Annotated in this window: 16 protein-coding genes; 5 read left to right on the top strand and 11 right to left on the bottom strand. The window is 38.6% G+C overall.

Features of this window, described 5'->3' with window-relative positions:
• Window positions 1-263: 263 nt before the first annotated feature.
• Window positions 264-743: a TlpA family protein disulfide reductase gene (locus tag DBR40_RS04235; RefSeq protein ID WP_124558565.1), complete on the top strand. Its 480-nt coding sequence runs from the start codon at window positions 264-266 to the stop codon at window positions 741-743.
• A 5-nt stretch (window positions 744-748) separates the two neighbouring features.
• Here DBR40_RS04235 and DBR40_RS04230 read toward each other — a convergent pair whose 3' ends face one another.
• Both DBR40_RS04230 and DBR40_RS04225 read right to left on the bottom strand, forming a co-directional pair.
• Complete coding sequence (locus DBR40_RS04230) at window positions 749-2,614, bottom strand: Nramp family divalent metal transporter (protein ID WP_124558564.1); 1,866 nt, start codon at window positions 2,612-2,614, stop codon at window positions 749-751.
• Window positions 2,601-3,263 (bottom strand): metal-dependent transcriptional regulator, encoded by a 663-nt coding sequence (locus tag DBR40_RS04225; RefSeq protein WP_124558563.1) that lies wholly within the window; start codon window positions 3,261-3,263, stop codon window positions 2,601-2,603. Before DBR40_RS04225 ends, DBR40_RS04230 begins: the two co-directional genes overlap by 14 nt.
• 127 nt (window positions 3,264-3,390) lie before the next feature.
• Between DBR40_RS04225 and DBR40_RS04220 the strand changes: the two genes are divergently transcribed.
• Window positions 3,391-3,861 carry an Lrp/AsnC family transcriptional regulator gene (locus tag DBR40_RS04220; RefSeq protein WP_025142637.1) on the top strand — a complete coding sequence of 157 codons (471 nt, stop codon included), beginning with the start codon at window positions 3,391-3,393 and terminating at the stop codon, window positions 3,859-3,861.
• A gap of 141 nt (window positions 3,862-4,002) precedes the next feature.
• Here the strand turns inward: DBR40_RS04220 and DBR40_RS04215 are convergent, their stop codons facing one another.
• The 3 genes from DBR40_RS04215 to DBR40_RS04205 all read right to left on the bottom strand — a co-directional run bounded on the left by DBR40_RS04215 (window position 4,003) and on the right by DBR40_RS04205 (window position 6,001).
• Window positions 4,003-4,686 carry an alpha/beta hydrolase gene (locus DBR40_RS04215; RefSeq protein WP_124558562.1) on the bottom strand — a complete coding sequence of 228 codons (684 nt, stop codon included), beginning with the start codon at window positions 4,684-4,686 and terminating at the stop codon, window positions 4,003-4,005.
• Window positions 4,686-5,366, bottom strand: a complete 681-nt coding sequence (gene ung / locus DBR40_RS04210; RefSeq protein WP_124558561.1) for a uracil-DNA glycosylase — start codon at window positions 5,364-5,366, stop codon at window positions 4,686-4,688. The genes DBR40_RS04215 and ung overlap by 1 nt, the downstream gene beginning before the upstream one ends.
• Before the next feature lie 116 nt (window positions 5,367-5,482).
• Complete coding sequence (locus tag DBR40_RS04205) at window positions 5,483-6,001, bottom strand: thioredoxin family protein (RefSeq protein ID WP_124558560.1); 519 nt, start codon at window positions 5,999-6,001, stop codon at window positions 5,483-5,485.
• 114 nt (window positions 6,002-6,115) lie between these two features.
• Here DBR40_RS04205 and DBR40_RS04200 point away from each other — a divergent pair, with 114 nt between their 5' ends.
• Both DBR40_RS04200 and DBR40_RS04195 read left to right on the top strand, forming a co-directional pair.
• Window positions 6,116-6,655 carry a DUF2892 domain-containing protein gene (locus DBR40_RS04200; protein WP_124558559.1) on the top strand — a complete coding sequence of 180 codons (540 nt, stop codon included), beginning with the start codon at window positions 6,116-6,118 and terminating at the stop codon, window positions 6,653-6,655.
• A gap of 116 nt (window positions 6,656-6,771) precedes the next feature.
• Window positions 6,772-8,793, top strand: a complete 2,022-nt coding sequence (locus tag DBR40_RS04195; RefSeq protein WP_124558558.1) for a M3 family metallopeptidase — start codon at window positions 6,772-6,774, stop codon at window positions 8,791-8,793.
• Between the two features lie 45 nt (window positions 8,794-8,838).
• On the opposite strand, the gene DBR40_RS04190 is transcribed toward DBR40_RS04195, so the two are convergent.
• Window positions 8,839-9,336: a YdeI/OmpD-associated family protein gene (locus tag DBR40_RS04190; protein ID WP_124558557.1), complete on the bottom strand. Its 498-nt coding sequence runs from the start codon at window positions 9,334-9,336 to the stop codon at window positions 8,839-8,841.
• A 121-nt stretch (window positions 9,337-9,457) separates the two neighbouring features.
• On the opposite strand from DBR40_RS04190, the gene DBR40_RS04185 reads away from it, so the two are divergent.
• Window positions 9,458-10,012 (top strand): pyridoxamine 5'-phosphate oxidase family protein, encoded by a 555-nt coding sequence (locus DBR40_RS04185; RefSeq protein WP_124558556.1) that lies wholly within the window; start codon window positions 9,458-9,460, stop codon window positions 10,010-10,012.
• Between the two features lie 92 nt (window positions 10,013-10,104).
• Here the strand turns inward: DBR40_RS04185 and DBR40_RS04180 are convergent, their stop codons facing one another.
• The 5 genes from DBR40_RS04180 to iscU form a co-directional block, all read right to left on the bottom strand.
• Window positions 10,105-10,317: a hypothetical protein gene (locus tag DBR40_RS04180; protein ID WP_124558555.1), complete on the bottom strand. Its 213-nt coding sequence runs from the start codon at window positions 10,315-10,317 to the stop codon at window positions 10,105-10,107.
• A gap of 134 nt (window positions 10,318-10,451) precedes the next feature.
• On the bottom strand, window positions 10,452-12,161 hold the full coding sequence (gene lysS / locus DBR40_RS04175) for a lysine--tRNA ligase (protein ID WP_124558554.1): 1,710 nt from the start codon (window positions 12,159-12,161) through the stop codon (window positions 10,452-10,454).
• Window positions 12,162-12,281: 120 nt separating this feature from the next.
• Complete coding sequence (locus DBR40_RS04170; RefSeq protein WP_124558553.1) at window positions 12,282-14,198, bottom strand: AMP-dependent synthetase/ligase; 1,917 nt, start codon at window positions 14,196-14,198, stop codon at window positions 12,282-12,284.
• Between the two features lie 320 nt (window positions 14,199-14,518).
• On the bottom strand, window positions 14,519-14,845 hold the full coding sequence (locus tag DBR40_RS04165; protein WP_039476203.1) for a HesB/IscA family protein: 327 nt from the start codon (window positions 14,843-14,845) through the stop codon (window positions 14,519-14,521).
• Between the two features lie 85 nt (window positions 14,846-14,930).
• Window positions 14,931-15,344: a Fe-S cluster assembly scaffold IscU gene (gene iscU, locus DBR40_RS04160; RefSeq protein WP_124558552.1), complete on the bottom strand. Its 414-nt coding sequence runs from the start codon at window positions 15,342-15,344 to the stop codon at window positions 14,931-14,933.
• Window positions 15,345-15,486: the final 142 nt, after the last annotated feature.

Genomic DNA, 15,486 nt, shown 5'->3' with positions numbered 1-15,486 from the left:
TTGGCAGGAGGGAAAGCGGGTTTATTTAACCTCGGCTGGTGCATGGAACTTAAACCGTTCAGTTGCATTTCCCAGGCCCCTGTTCCCTATGGCGGGGCTTCAATTGCCATGGAAAACTTGCTTTTATTTTCAAATATGTTTTCTGCTTTTTAAAACCGGATAATCTATACAGGCCGTTAAAAATCTTCATCAGTTTGTAAAAGCTAATGATATATTATTATGTTCGCATTTATTCATTTAAGTTTGGACTTTAACTATCAAAAATGAAATTCAGAAACCTACTTTTAATCTTATTGCTTGCTACCACCGTTCAGTTAAAAGCACAACAGCCTACCTTACTGCCTCAGTTTACCTTTTATAAATTGGATGGAAAGGCTTTTTCAAACGGAGATATTAAACAGGGAAAGAAAAACCTTTTCATTTTGTTCGATTGTACCTGCGATCACTGCCAGAGAGAAAGCAAGCTGCTGAATACCAATTATACCCAGTTTAAAGATGTAAACATTTACATGATTACCATGGATGAAGGTTATATTATCCCTCAGTTTTTCAATTCGTATGCTAAAGGCTTAAATACCAAGCCAAACGTATTGGTGCTGCAGGATAAAAAACGCATGTTTATCCCAACCTTTTTGCCTAAACAGTATCCTGCAATGTATTTATATTCACCGGCAGGTAAATTATTGTTATACGAATCGGGCGATGGCGGAATAAAAAAAATGATGAAGGTAGTGGGTAAATAACCCGCCTACCTGATAATCAATACCGGTATTTTTACCTTATGTCTTACCGAATCTACTGTAGTGCCAAAAATAAGGTCTTTAAGACCTTTATGCCCGTGGGCACCCATTACCAGTAGCTCCATTTCGTTTTCGTTGCTGATATCGGCAATGGCTTTTGCAGTGCTTCCAAAACCAATAAATGGAGTGGCATCGTAGCCTAAATCGCCAAGATTAGCGATGTATTTATCGAGGTTTGCTGCATCGCTTTGCGTTTCATGGTCCATTACTTCCTTGCCGAGATAACGGGCAGCAGCAGTTTCTACTACATGTATTAAGTAATAGTGCGCACCTTTCCCTCCTTGAATTAAGGCATGTCTGATTGTATTTCTATCATTTTTCGAAAAATCTACCGCAATACCAATCCTTTTGTAGCTGATTTTTTCAATTTTACCGATATCAAGCGCATTGCCATGTGGTACAAGTTGTTTGCTTGCATTTCTTTTACTTTCTATCATCGGATGGAAGAAAACGTATAACAAAAGTAGCACAACGAGGATTAGAGCGGGAATTACGATCACATAAATCCACCAGTTGTTAGCGTCTTTTGCCCAGCCACCAATTTCTTCAATTACTAGTTTTACATTAAGTGCGATAATTACCAGTGCACTGGCCCAGGCCAATACCTTTACCCAGGGTTTAATGGCAAAATCTTTCATCAGTTTTTTATCAGAGGTGAAGTGAATTAGCGGGATGATGGCAAAACCAAGCTGTAAACTCAAAACCACCTGGCTCAGTACCAGTAGGCCACCCAAAGCATCTTCGCCATAATGTAAGATAGTAAAGAAAGCTGGGATAATGGCCAGTAAACGGGTAATTAACCTTCGCAACCAAGGCTGGATACGTAAATTAATATGGCCTTCCATAATTATTTGCCCGGCTAATGTTCCGGTAACGGTAGAGCTCTGTCCGGCTGCTATTAAAGCAATGGCAAAGAGGGTTGGGGCTACATTGCCAAAAATATTCGAAAGCAGTTTATGGGCATCCTGTATTTCGGCAACTTCGTGTAATCCGTTCTTATAAAAGGCTGCTCCTGCTAAAATAAGGATGGCTGCATTTACAAAGAAGGCGAGATTCAATGCCACAGTGGTATCAATCAGGTTAAATTTTAAGGCTTCTTTAATCCCTTTGTTGCTGCGCTCTATTTTGCGTGTTTGCACCAGCGAGGAATGCAGGTAAAGGTTATGGGGCATTACCGTAGCGCCAATAATCCCAATGGCAATATACAAAGCATCGCCCGTTAATATAGAGGGTTCGAAACCTTTAACAACCTCCCTTAACGATGGTTCTACAATAAACATTTCAACTAAAAACGAAATACCCACAATAAACACCATCGATACAATAAAACCTTCCATGGCACGCATTCCCTTATTGAGCAGGAAAAGCAATAACATGGTATCGAATATGGTTATCGAAATGCCCCAGATTAGCGGCAAACCAAAAAGGAGCTGTAAACCGATGGCCATACCAATAATTTCGGCCAGATCGCAGGCAATAATGGCTGTTTGTGCCAACGCGAATAATGGGATATTTGCCCAGCGTGCATATGCTTGTTTTGAAGCTTGCGCTAAATCGAGCCCACGCACAATACCTAAACGCGCACTTAATGATTGTAAAAGCAGTGCAATAAGGTTCGACATGAGTAAGACCCAAACCAGCTGGTAACCAAACTTACTACCGCCGGCTAAATCGGTTGCCCAGTTTCCGGGGTCCATATAGCCTACGCTAATCAGGTATGCCGGACCAATAAATGATAAAATCCTTCGCCAGCCTTTTCTTTTATCTGTATTTACGCTTTGATGTACTTCACTTAACGATTCAGTTTTTGCCATTACTGCTAATTAAAATGTGTTTTGCAACTTCCCTACTAATATTAACTTGTTTATCTGCTAACTGGATTTCTACTGAACCATCGAAATCGGTAACATCATTGATTTTTATCTGTTTACCCAGAGTTAGGCCTAGTTTCTCTAAATGTTTTAAAAAAGCTGAGCTATGCTGGCTAACACCGGTTATGGTACCCGAATCGCCAACTTTTAATTCTATTAATTTGATAAACTGTGTTTTGGCAAAACGGCCGTTTTTATCAGGTATGGGGTCGCCATGTGGATCAGCTTTCGGGAAACCCAGAAATTCATCCAGTCTTTCAATCAATTCTATCGACCTGATATGCTCCAGCTCTTCAGCTACATCATGCACCTCATCCCATTTAAAGTTTAATTTGTCAACCAGGAAAACTTCCCATAAACGGTGTTTTCGTACAATATCTATTGCAGCATTCTTACCTGTTTCGGTTAAAGTAACCCCCTGGTATTTAATATAATCTACCAAACCTTTATCTGCCAGCTTTTTTATCATGTCGGTAACCGAAGCTGGTTTAGTTTGCATTTGCTCTGCAATGGCGTTCGTTTGCACGTTAGTAGTCTTTTCAGCAAGGTGGTAAATGATCTTTAAATAGTTCTCCTCGGTATAACTTTGCATTTATGTGTATCTAATTAAATTTTTAGGTAAATCTAAAAATTTTTATTTAAAATATATATGATAAATTATGTTAAAATTTAGAATATAATTTGGTTATGTTTGTGTTCTCAAATACCTTTAACACTTTATGGCATCTGAATTAGATAAAATAGACTTTAAAATTTTAAGAATTCTTCAAGAGAATGGAAGAATTACCAATTTGCTATTATCACAGGAAATTGGTTTATCGCCTGCACCAACTTTAGAGCGTGTACGCAAGCTGGAAATGGCTGGATATATTAAAAGTTACCATGCTTTGGTAGATGAGGAAAAACTGGGTTTAGGTATAAAGACCTTTATTCAGATTCAGCTCGATTTTCATAAAAATAATACCATTCAGATTTTTTTGGATGAAGTAAACCAGATTAAAGAAATCACCGAATGCCACCACGTTACCGGACAGGCTGATTTTTTATTGAAGGTTTATGTGAAAGATATTAAGGCTTACGAAAGGTTAATTATGGATAAGATCAGTAAAATTTCGGTGGTTAAAACCTTCCAAACAATGATGATCATGTCTACTACCAAGAAAGAGCCAATTGTGCCTTTGGAGTATTAAACTCGACCACTTTTAATAACAATCGAATCGTTGTATTCCGATAGTTACTCAGGTGCAACAATTTCACGGATGGTGATAACACCACGGTCGTCACCCTGAATTTATTTCAGGGGCTTTTTTCAGTGGAGAGGCTGAAATGAATCAGATATCTTTCTGGTCGGCATGATGTTTACTAGTGTTTAATATTATTTGGTTTATAATTCCTGAAATCTCAACTGCATTCTGGTAAACCATAAAGTGGGTTCCGTTTTCGATTACAAAATCGGGTTGTGCTGTTTTACTGTACAAAATTTTATCATGGGTGCCGTGTATATGATACATCCGTTCAGGCCTTGTTTCATTTTTCCAGCTCAGTATACTTCCAATTGCCCATTTTAAAAAATACGGATCAGTATCTTTTATGATTTTGCTTAATAATACTTTCTCGCTGCCTGATCGGGTGCCGAAATAGTAATTTTGGGTAAGTTTATTCGAAGACTTTAAAAGTTTGGCAGGAATAAATTTTAGTAATCCAAGTTTGCCGGCGAAACGGTAAAGCCCCGGCAACTGGCTACTGATCATGGTGCTGGAAATGATTACTGTTACTATAGGTGCTAAGATTTTTGCTACTTCAACTGCAATCATTCCGCCAAACGAAACACCTACTAAAGCAAAGGGCTGACTGGTATCTATAATCCCACCCAACCGCGCTGCATAAGCCGCAAGTGTTTCGTTTTGCTTGGGATCTATCCAATCAATATGAATGATGTTGATTTTCTCGTTGAGCTTTAGCTTTGAAAAAATCCGCTTATCCGCTCCTAAACCACTGATAAAATAGGTATTCATTATACCGGCAAATTCCAACCAATCGGTTTCAGGTTATTTTGTATCAATAGCTGGTTGGCCTTCGAAAAGTGTTTTGACCCGAAAAAGCCATTGTAAGCCGAGAAAGGCGAGGGGTGTGCCGCAGTAAGCACGTAGTGTTTCTTTTGATCAATTAAAGCTGCCTTTTGCTGAGCGTATCTGCCCCACAAAAGAAAAACCAAATGCTCGCGTTTCTCGGATAAAGCTTTAATAATTTCGTCGGTAAAGATCTCCCAGCCGCGGTTTTGATGCGAACCTGCCTCAGATGCACGTACTGTTAATGTTGCATTTAACAGCAGCACCCCTTGTTCTGCCCAATGGGCTAAATGCCCGTGAGCTGGCGATTTAAAACCTTCTATATCCGTTTCTAATTCCTTGTAAATATTTTTTAGCGAGGGTGGTACTGCAACGCCACGTTGTACAGAAAAAGAAAGTCCGTGGGCCTGGCCAGTACCATGGTAAGGATCCTGACCTAAAATCACCACTTTCACCTCATCAAATGGAGTTGTGTTTAGCGCATTAAATATATCAGTGCCCTTAGGATAAACCGTTGCACCTTTCTGTTTCTCTTCCTGTAAAAAAGACTTTAGCCTAATCATGTAGTCTTTCTCAAATTCTTCTTCTAAAACGGCTAACCACCCTGGTTCTAATGCTGCTGACATGTTTTTGTAGGTAATAGGTAAATGTGATTGGTAAGTATGCTAATTGCTTGACGGTTAATAGACAATGGCCCGGCAAACGTTATCAAGCCATTAACTATTGTCTAATAAGTCATCAACTATGGCTTTTTCTGATAAATGGCCAGTAAATCGCCTTCCAGTGTTGTTTTGGGGCCCTCAATAATTCTTCCGAGTTCTTTTCCTTTTTTATCATAAACAATAAAGGTAGGTACTCTTAAAATCTCTAAACCATCGAGGATGCCATTTTCGGCCTTTTTGTTGCCATCAACAGCTATAATTTCTACGTTTTTTTGTTTAAAATGTAAATCATCCAGCACTTTAAAGAAGTTCGGTACATTCACTTTGCTATCGCCGCACCAGGTGCCGAAAACAATTTTAATCTTGTCGTTTTTGATGAGTTTTTTCAGTTCAATCATTGTTGCAGCATCAGGTATATAGGCTTTATACAACGGATCGTACATTTCTTTAAACTCCGGGAAAGTAGTAATACCTTCGCGCGTACAGGCATTGATCAGGATATCTTTATTATGAACAGAATCGTGGATTTTTTTATTGACTTCTTGAGCAGAAACATTCATGGCAAGTATAATTAGTGTTATAGAAAGGAGGATTTTCATAGCTGCGAGCTGGTTTTTTAGGTGATTGAAATTTTTAATGAAATTATTGTTTTAAAATCTAAATTCTGCCATTTAAACACGATATTTGCAAAAAAAATAATTAGAATAGAATTTATGCCAAATATTATCAGATTAATTGCGGGGTTTGCTTTATTGGGTGGTGCAATAGCTTTATTTGTTTTCGGCTTCTGGCCTTGGGGCATTGTTGCCATCTTGTTGGGGATAATTGTATTAGTAACTTATTTCTTTAATGAAAACATGCTTTTGGCACAATGGTTTTTAAGAAAAGATAATATGCCTAAAGCGAAACAGTTTTTAGATCGCATAACCAATTACGAAAGCCAATTGATAAAAGTGCAACATGGTTATTATAACTTATTAGTCGGTTTAATTGAAAGCAGAACTGCACCAATGAAATCGGAAAAATATTTTAAGGCTGCGTTGAGTTTAGGGATGCAGATGGACCATAATATTGCTCTGGCTAAATTAAGCTTAGCGGGTATTGCAATGGCAAAACGCAACAAGCGCGAAGCAACTATGTACCTGGCCGAAGCTAAAAAGGCAGATAAAAATAAATTGCTGGCCGATCAGATTAAACAGATGAAAGATCAGATGGGCATGATGGATAAGCAACAGCAAGTTCGTTACAGATAAAACTTTAAAGCCATTTCTTAACCGAAATGGCTTTTTTGTTTCAGCTCAGTTTTGTTTATTAAAAATTGCAGCGTATAAATTACTATTTTTATGGATAACCTAACTTTTAAATATTCATGAAAAAAGTATCTTATTTACCCATGCTGGCTTTCTTGGCCATTCTAGGTGCTTGCAATAACAAAAAAGATGCTGAAGAAAACAGTGAAAGCTTTTCATCGGCCAATCCTTTTTTTAAAGCAAGCGAACTGGCCTTTCAGGCGCCTGCTTTCGACAAAATAAAAAACGGCGATTTTAAACCGGCACTGGAAGAAGGAATGAAGCAGCAAATGGACGAAATCCAGAAAATTGCTGATCAGACCGAAGCACCCGGTTTTGAAAATACCATTTTAGCCATCGAAAAAAGCGGACAACTTCTGAATCGTACCAGTATGGTTTTTAACCTGCTTACAGGTGCAAATACCAATCCTGAATTGCAAAAGGTTAAAGAAGAGGAAGCTCCTAAATTAACTGCAAATACCGATGCCATTTATTTAAATACTAAACTTTTTAAGCGGGTAGAAGCCCTTTACAAACAGAAGGATCAGCTGAAATTGGATGCCGAGTCGTTGCGCTTACTGGAATACTATTACCAAAAATTTGAACTGGCAGGAGCAAAGCTATCTGATGCCGATAAGGATAAACTCAAAGAACTAAATAAAGAAGAAGCTACCCTGAGCGCCAAGTTTACCGCACAGTTACAGGCAGCCGGTAAGGGTTTAAAAAACACTACCCAACAGCCCGAATTGCAATCAATGGCCGATCGCTCCAAAAGAGAAGAACTTTTTAAAAAATCCTGGAACAGGGCAGAAAATGGCGATGCAAACGATACCCGTAAAATAATTTCGAGAATTGCGCAGATCCGTTCCAGCCAGGCGGCCTTGCTGGGCTTTAAAAATTATGCCGCCTGGAAATTGCAAAATCAGATGGCTAAAACACCTGAAGCAGTAGAAGATTTTTTTAGCAAAGTTATTCCGGCTGCTACTGCAAAGGCAAAAAGTGAAGCGGCAGATATACGAGCAGTAATCGATCAGCAAAAAGGTGGCTTTAAACTCGAGCCCTGGGATTGGGACTTTTATGCCGAACAAGTTCGAAAAGCAAAATACGATTTAGATGAAAATGAGGTTAAACCCTATTTCGAGTTAAATAAGGTACTCATTAATGGCGTGTTTTATGCTGCAACACAACTGTATGGCATTACTTTTAAAGAACGTAAAGATTTACCTGTTTACCAGGAAGATGTGCGTGTTTTTGATGTGATAGACAAAGACGGCAAACAACTGGGGCTGTTTTATTGCGATTACTATAAGCGCGATAATAAAGATGGTGGTGCCTGGATGGATAACCTTGTTGCGCAATCTAAACTTTTTGGTACGATACCGGTAATTTATAATGTATGCAATTTTACCAAACCCGAACCTGGAAAACCAGCATTAATCAGTTTTGACGATGTTACCACCATGTTTCATGAATTTGGGCATGGTTTACATGGCTTGTTTGCCAACCAGCAATATCCAAGCCTTTCGGGCGCGAACGTAGCCCGCGATTATGTTGAATTTCCTTCGCAGTTTAATGAGCACTGGGCTTCCGATCCAAAAATATTAAAGAATTATGCCCTTCACTATCAAACAGGGGTGCAAATGCCACAAGCTTTGTTGGATAAGATTAAAAAGGCCAGCTCGTTTAACCAAGGCTATATTTTTACTGAAGCATTGGCAGCGGCCGATCTGGATATGCAGTGGCATACCATCCCTTCGGGTTCGCCATTGCAGGATGTCGACAAATTTGAAGCTGAGGCTTTAAAGAAAACCAATTTAAATTTATCTTATGTGCCACCGCGTTACCGCTCCAGTTATTTCCTGCATATCTGGAGTAATGGCTACGCCGCAGGTTATTATGCCTACAGCTGGACTTCTATGCTTGAAAATGATGCCTTTTCGTGGTTTCAGGAGAACGGGGGGGGAACCAGGGCAAATGGGCAACGGTTTCGGGATATGATTCTATCAAAAGGAAATACCGAAGATCTTGGCAAGATGTTTTTTAATTTCAGGGGACATAATCCAGATATTAAGCCAATGCTTAAAAAACGCGGATTGTTGTAAAACCAAATAAAGTACAAAAGCCAGCTAATAGTTGGCTTTTGTACTTTAGATTCCGTCTCTTCCAATAAACCTTTCTTTACCCAGGAGAAACTGAATTGCCTTTTGTACATTCCGGTCAACCGATTCTTCAGTTTTTAAATGGTTGATATACCTTACAATTTCCAATTGTAGATAAGGAGGTTGCTGATCAAAAATAGCTTTTGCTGTTGTATTTTCAGTAAAAGCAAGGAGCAGTTTTGGGTGTGCTGTAATTGTTCTTTCTTCAGCATCGAATTCTATTTCAAACAGCGCCTCATCACCGACTTCTTTTCCAGCCGCTTTTCGCATGGGAGTATTGAGGTATAAACGCCATTCACCTGCATACTTGATCAGGGTTTGTGCAAACTCGTGCCCGTCTATTTTCATCCTTACCGGAATTTTCCCTTTTTCTTTTTTGGCTTGTACAAAAAGATAGGTCAAATATGCTTCGGGTATAAATACAAAAGGGTTTATTCCGATAATATCGATTTTTGCCACAAATGGCTTTGGCTTAGTTTCACTCATCGCTATTTAACAGAATTAAAGTTAATACTTTCAGTTTTATGGCGCAAATTAGCTGTGATATACTTTCGATTTGTTAAAACCAAATCCGTTTATTTCTTGTAGTGTATATAAAAACTACATTATGGCAACATCACAGGAAGGAAGTACTAATAACACTCAGGAAGAAGAAAATATTAAAGATTTAAGCGGCAAAGGTGCAATTACGAAATTACGTGAGTTAGCAGAAAAGGCCGAGAGTTGTTTCTTTTGTACCAACATCAAAACGGGGGTACCACTATCGGTTAGGCCAATGGCCATTCAACAGGTAGATGATGAAGGAAATATCTGGTTTATGAGTATGAAAGACAGTCATAAAAATGATGAAATAACAACCGATCCTTTTACACATCTGCTTTTCCAGGCCAGTGCGCATTCGGGCTTTGTAAATATATATGGTATTGCAGAAATCACCCGCGATCAGGCCAAAATTGATGAATTGTGGAGCCCTTTTATTAAAACCTGGTTTCAGGGAGGGAAAGACGACCTAAATATTACCTTAATTAAAGTAATTCCATCCGAAGGATACTATTGGGATACCAAACATGGTACAGCTGTTGCCTTCTTAAAAATGGCAGCATCTGTAATAACAGGGAAAACGATGGATGATTCGGTAGAAGGGAATCTGGAGATTGATTAAGCTTTTAGTCATGCTGATCCGATAGCTATCTGATTATTTCAGCAGCTGGCTCGATTAGACCCTGAAATAAATTCAGGGTAACGTATGGGGTATTATTTATCACCCAAATAATCAAAGCCTTCAAAATCTTCTCTTTGTGCTCTTTTGCTTAAGATATCATCTTCTTCGGCCTGAACACGTGAGAAGAATAAGGCTTCGGCCTGGATTCTTTTAATTAATTGGCGTACCAGCGTTAAATCAAATGCTTCTTTACTTAATTTGATGCAGTATTCTCTTTCGTTGATTTCTAAACTTGAAGTATTCATAACAATCTTTTTTATTTTCGATTGCTGTAAATATAGAAAAGGCTTGCTAAACAATTGTTAGCAAGCCTTTTAAGTTTATGTTATTTTTTTGTTAAAATCTAAGCCCGTATTTTACCGGCAGATTAACAAATTAACTATTTATGCGATAAGAATAAACCTTCGTCGGTTTTGGCTACTTTTAATATGCCTTTACCTGTTAAAGCTTTCAAAGTGGTATCCCATTTTTTATTGCTCCAGTCGGTTAATTTTGCCTTCACATCAGTTAAAAGATGTCGTTCATCTTCTTTTACCAATGCATATAACTCTGTTTCTTCTGCAGTTAATTCTATTTTCTTTTTCTCCGGGCGCATTTGCGGGAAGAAAAGAACTTCCTGAATGGTGCTTTGGTTGGTCATTAACATCACCAATCGATCGATACCAATACCTAAACCTGAGGTAGGCGGCATACCATACTCTAAAGCACGAACAAAGTCATCGTCCATTGCCATAGCTTCATCGTCGCCACGTGCTGCCAGCTTCAACTGATCTTCTAAACGCTCTTTCTGGTCAATCGGATCGTTTAATTCAGAATAAGCATTGGCAATTTCCTTACCGTTTACAAATAACTCAAAACGCTCAACCAATCCATCTGCTGTACGGTGTTTTTTAGCCAGCGGGGTCATTTCGATTGGATAATCGGTAATGTAAGTAGGCTGAATCAGGTTCGCCTCTACCTTAGCGCCGAAAATTTCGTCGATTAATTTACCGCGGCCCATGGTCGAATCGATTTCGATGCCCAGATCTTTACAAGTCTGTGCAATCTGATCTTCGGTCATTGCCGATACATCAATACCAGTATATTTTTGGATCGATTCGTACATGGTTAATTTTTCGTATGGTCCTTCGAAATTAATTTCATTGGCACCAACTTTAACCACAGCCGAACCTGTTGTTGCTATTGCTACTTTTTCTAAACATTCTTCCACCATAGCCATCATCCAGATATAATCTTTGTAGGCTACATAGATTTCCATTGAGGTAAATTCAGGGTTATGCGTACGGTCCATTCCTTCGTTACGAAACATTTTACCAAACTCATAAACACCATCAAAACCGGCAACGATTAATCTTTTTAGATAAAGCTCATTTGCAATACGCAAATAAAGCGGCATGTCTAAAGTATTGTGGTGTGTTGCAAACGGACGCGCCGCTGCACCACCATGGATAGGTTGCAGGATAGGGGTTTCTACTTCCATCCAGCCTTGGTTATCGAAATAATTACGCATGGTATTGATTACCTTGCTGCGTTTAATGAAAATCTGTTTGTAATCAGGATTTACCGTTAGATCTACATAACGCATACGGTAACGCAACTCCGGATTGGTGAAACCGTCGTACACATTTCCTTCGTCATCACGTTTTACGATAGGGAGGGGGCGTAAAGATTTAGCTAAAACTTTAAATTCGGTTACGTGAATAGATATTTCGCCGGTTTGTGTGGTAAACACATAACCTTTAACGCCGATAAAATCGCCAATATCCAGCAATTTTTTAAATACCGTGTTGTATGTAGTCTTATCGTCGCCAGGGCAAAGCTCATCTCTCTTTAAATATACCTGTATACGGCCAGTCGAATCCTGTAATTCGGCGAAAGAAGCAGCACCCATAATGTTGCGGCTCATGATACGGCCTGCAAGGCTAACGGTCTTATAGGCGGTTTTATCCTTTTCGTAGTTAGCTAAAATATCGGCTGCTGTTACGTTAATTTCGTAAGCTTCTGCTGGATAAGGTTCTATGCCTAACTGGCGTAATTGTTTTAACGACTCACGTCGTAATTGCTCTTGTTCTGATAATCCTATACTCATTTCGGGTATTTTTTGCAAAAGTAATGATTTACTTCGTCATTGCGTGAAACGAAGCGATCTTAAAGCAATAGAAATTGATTTTTTTAATTGATAATGATGTGGAAAATAATCTGGTTTTAGCTAAGATTCCGCTTCTATGCCTTCTTCGTACATTTGATTAATGGCCTCTGCATATTTCTTTTCTACAATGCGGCGCTTAACTTTCATGGTAGGCGTAATTTCTCCTTCGTCTATATTGAAAGGATTACGTTTTATCTTAAAGTTTTTAATACGCTCAAATTTGGCCAGTTCATTCGATATTTTCTTGATATCCTGCTCCATCCAGTCTATAATTTCCTGATTGCCGATAAAAGGATCGGCATCTTCGAAAAATGACGGCTGTAGCTTAAAGGTTTCTTCTAAAGTTTCCCTGTTCGGGATAATAATGGCCGTAATAAATTCGCGTTTATCGCCAATTAAAAACAATTGGTCAATTTTTGGGCTTTTCAGGTAAATATTTTCTACCGGGGTAGGGTAAACATTTTTTCCATATGCATTTACGATCATGTTTTTCAAACGATCTGTAATTTGCAGGTTACCTTTATAAAAACGGCCAATATCGCCAGTGTGGAACCACATGTCTTTATCTATCGCTTCGGCGGTTTCTGCAGGTTTGTTAAAATAACCTTTCATTACACAATGGCCACGCACAATTACTTCTCCTTCGGGGCATTCAAATTCCTCATTAAAAGTATTGTGGGTTTGAATGCTGATCATTTCTTTGCTCTCGACATCCTGTATGGCCACTTCAATGCCTGGGATTATGCGCCCAACAGTGCCATAAACCTGCCTGTGGTATTCAGTAACCGACATTACCGGTGAGGTTTCGGTTAAGCCGAAACCCTCTAGTATTTTAATGCCCAGGTCGCCAAAAAACTCACCCACATTTTTAGGTAAAGCTGCCCCGCCCGAAATCATAAATTTTAAGCGACCACCGGTTTTTTCTTTAATCTTACTAAATACCAGTTTTTCGGCAATTCCTTTTTTGGCCGATAAGATCATTCCTGGGTTTTTGCCTGCTTCTTTGGCTACCCGGTACTTATTGCCGGTTTCCAGCGCCCAGGTAAATATTTTAGCTTTTGTACCACCGCCTGCTGTACCCGATTTAATGGCTTTATCGTGAATGCGTTCCAGTAAGCGCGGTACACAGCTCATCACCGTCGGACGAACCTCGCCCATATTTTTGGCCAATAATTCAAGGCTTTGTGCAAAAGCGATTTTACAGCCTTGCGCGCAACATACATGATAGGTAGCTGTACGTTCAAATACGTGTGATAATGGTAAAAATGAAAGGAAAGTTTCTGTTTGATCGATTACCGGGATCTGTTGCAAACAAACTTCTACGTTTTTAACAAAATTATAATGGGTAAGCATTACACCTTTTGGCGTGCCTGTAGTTCCCGAAGTATAAATTAACGAGGATACATCCTGAGGTATAACCAAATTTCTGCATTGATCTATTTCAGCTCGCTCAGCTGCCGTAATCTGGTGTTTAAGGGCTAAAATATCGGAGAAAGCAATTACTTCAACATTTACATCTGCCGGAATGGTCACTTTTTCGAAATCTTTAAAAGCGGGAATAATGTATTTTAATTCCTTACAATTGGCTGCTACTTTTAATATTTTACGATACAGGAAATTGTTACCTACCAAAATGGCCTTAATGCCAGAATCGTTAATGATATAGGCTACTTCCTGTTCAGAAAGGGTAGGGTAAATAGAAACATTAATTACACCAATTTGCTGTATGCCCTGATCGTAATACACATATTCAGGAGAGTTTTCGATCATTAAGCCCAGGCGGTCTCCTTTCTTGATTCCCTTCTCTAAAAAGAATGCTGAAACAGCATCGGCTCTTTTAAGGGTATCTTCGTAAGAAACTTCCAGCCACTCGTTACTTTGTTTGTGGATTAAGAAAGTTTCTTCTGGTTTATGTATATTTTTTACAACATTCCTTAATAGGGTAGGAACGGTTGAAAATTCGTTAATTAGTGGCATGCTCGTAATTTGGTGTGTTCGTTATTTTAACAATTATAACGCTTTTTGGTTTAAAAATACAAATTGATATGTTGCCAGGCAGGTTTTGCTTGCGAATTAGATTATTTGCATATTATTTCTCCACAGATTAAGTATAAAAGCAACGCAGATTAAAAAAGATTTTTTACTTGAATATTTATGAAAGACTGAAATAAGAACCTACGGATTTAAATCAGTGAAATCTGTGGGAAACGAATCGTAATTGCCTAAAAAATAAAATCTGATAAACGCAAAAAAGGTTTCATAAGCATGAAACCTTTTTGTTAAATATTTTAATTTGTTTAAACAGAGAAACTCTCGCCACAGCCGCAAGTACGGCTCGCATTTGGATTTACAAAGTTGAAACCTTTTCCGTTTAAACCATCAGTAAAATCAAGCTCAGTTCCGGCCAGGTAAAGGAACGATTTCATATCTAATGCGATCTTAATTCCTTTATCTTCAAAAAACTGATCACCTTTTTGTTCCTCGTTATCGAAATCTAAATTGTATGATAAACCAGAACAACCACCACCTTTTACAGAAACGCGTAAAAAGTAATCAGAACCCATTGCAGAATCCTGCATCAGGTGATCAATTTTGTCTTTTGCTTTATCGGTTATTGTAATCATTCTAATAAGATTTGAGATTTGAGATTTCAGATTTGAGATCAGGTACTTAACCCTCACATCTCATATCTAACCTCTCACATCTATTTTAGTGGTGCGATTTCTCTAAAACAATTGCTTCTAAACCATTTTTAACGCGGTAATCGTTAATAGCCGATTTAATTGCATCTTCTGCCAAAACAGAACAGTGAATTTTTACCGGAGGTAAAGCCAGTTCTTCCACAATATCCATGTTATCGATAGCTAATGCCTCGTCAATTGTTTTTCCTTTTAACCATTCTGTTGCTAAAGATGAAGAAGCAATAGCCGAACCGCAACCAAATGTTTTAAATTTAGCATCGGTAATAACGTTGTCTTCTCCAACTTCTATTTGTAAACGCATTACGTCGCCACACTCTGGTGCACCAACTAACCCAGTGCCTACAAATTTACTCTCTTTATTTAAAGTACCTACATTACGCGGGTTGTTGTAATGATCAATTACTTTTTCTGAATATGCCATGTTTTTATTTTTTAATCTCCCTAAGGAGCAAATTTTTAATTAGTTTTCAATTTCAGCTATCAATTACCAGTTCGTGTACTCAAAACTGCCAACTGTTAACTCCAAACTGGTTTTAGTGTTCTGCCCACTCAATTTTGCTCAG

This window comes from Pedobacter sp. KBW01 (assembly GCF_003852395.1).
GTDB lineage: Bacteria > Bacteroidota > Bacteroidia > Sphingobacteriales > Sphingobacteriaceae > Pedobacter.
Note: the sequence above shows the minus strand (reverse complement) of the source record. Positions and strands in the feature narration are given on the sequence as shown.

Excerpts from the sequence above, each read along its gene's own strand:
- ung (WP_124558561.1), bottom strand. The coding sequence starts at position 5,366 with ATGTCAGCAGCATTAGAACCAGGGTGGTTAGCCGTTTTAGAAGAAGAA.
- DBR40_RS04235 (WP_124558565.1), top strand. The coding sequence starts at position 264 with ATGAAATTCAGAAACCTACTTTTAATCTTATTGCTTGCTACCACCGTT.
- DBR40_RS04215 (WP_124558562.1), bottom strand. The coding sequence starts at position 4,686 with ATGAATACCTATTTTATCAGTGGTTTAGGAGCGGATAAGCGGATTTTT.
- DBR40_RS04180 (WP_124558555.1), bottom strand. The coding sequence starts at position 10,317 with ATGAATACTTCAAGTTTAGAAATCAACGAAAGAGAATACTGCATCAAA.
- DBR40_RS04230 (WP_124558564.1), bottom strand. The coding sequence starts at position 2,614 with ATGGCAAAAACTGAATCGTTAAGTGAAGTACATCAAAGCGTAAATACA.
- lysS (WP_124558554.1), bottom strand. The coding sequence starts at position 12,161 with ATGAGTATAGGATTATCAGAACAAGAGCAATTACGACGTGAGTCGTTA.
- iscU (WP_124558552.1), bottom strand. The coding sequence starts at position 15,344 with ATGGCATATTCAGAAAAAGTAATTGATCATTACAACAACCCGCGTAAT.
- DBR40_RS04205 (WP_124558560.1), bottom strand. The coding sequence starts at position 6,001 with ATGAAAATCCTCCTTTCTATAACACTAATTATACTTGCCATGAATGTT.
- DBR40_RS04225 (WP_124558563.1), bottom strand. The coding sequence starts at position 3,263 with ATGCAAAGTTATACCGAGGAGAACTATTTAAAGATCATTTACCACCTT.
- DBR40_RS04170 (WP_124558553.1), bottom strand. The coding sequence starts at position 14,198 with ATGCCACTAATTAACGAATTTTCAACCGTTCCTACCCTATTAAGGAAT.
- DBR40_RS04165 (WP_039476203.1), bottom strand. The coding sequence starts at position 14,845 with ATGATTACAATAACCGATAAAGCAAAAGACAAAATTGATCACCTGATG.
- DBR40_RS04190 (WP_124558557.1), bottom strand. The coding sequence starts at position 9,336 with ATGAGTGAAACTAAGCCAAAGCCATTTGTGGCAAAAATCGATATTATC.
- DBR40_RS04200 (WP_124558559.1), top strand. The coding sequence starts at position 6,116 with ATGCCAAATATTATCAGATTAATTGCGGGGTTTGCTTTATTGGGTGGT.
- DBR40_RS04185 (WP_124558556.1), top strand. The coding sequence starts at position 9,458 with ATGGCAACATCACAGGAAGGAAGTACTAATAACACTCAGGAAGAAGAA.
- DBR40_RS04195 (WP_124558558.1), top strand. The coding sequence starts at position 6,772 with ATGAAAAAAGTATCTTATTTACCCATGCTGGCTTTCTTGGCCATTCTA.
- DBR40_RS04220 (WP_025142637.1), top strand. The coding sequence starts at position 3,391 with ATGGCATCTGAATTAGATAAAATAGACTTTAAAATTTTAAGAATTCTT.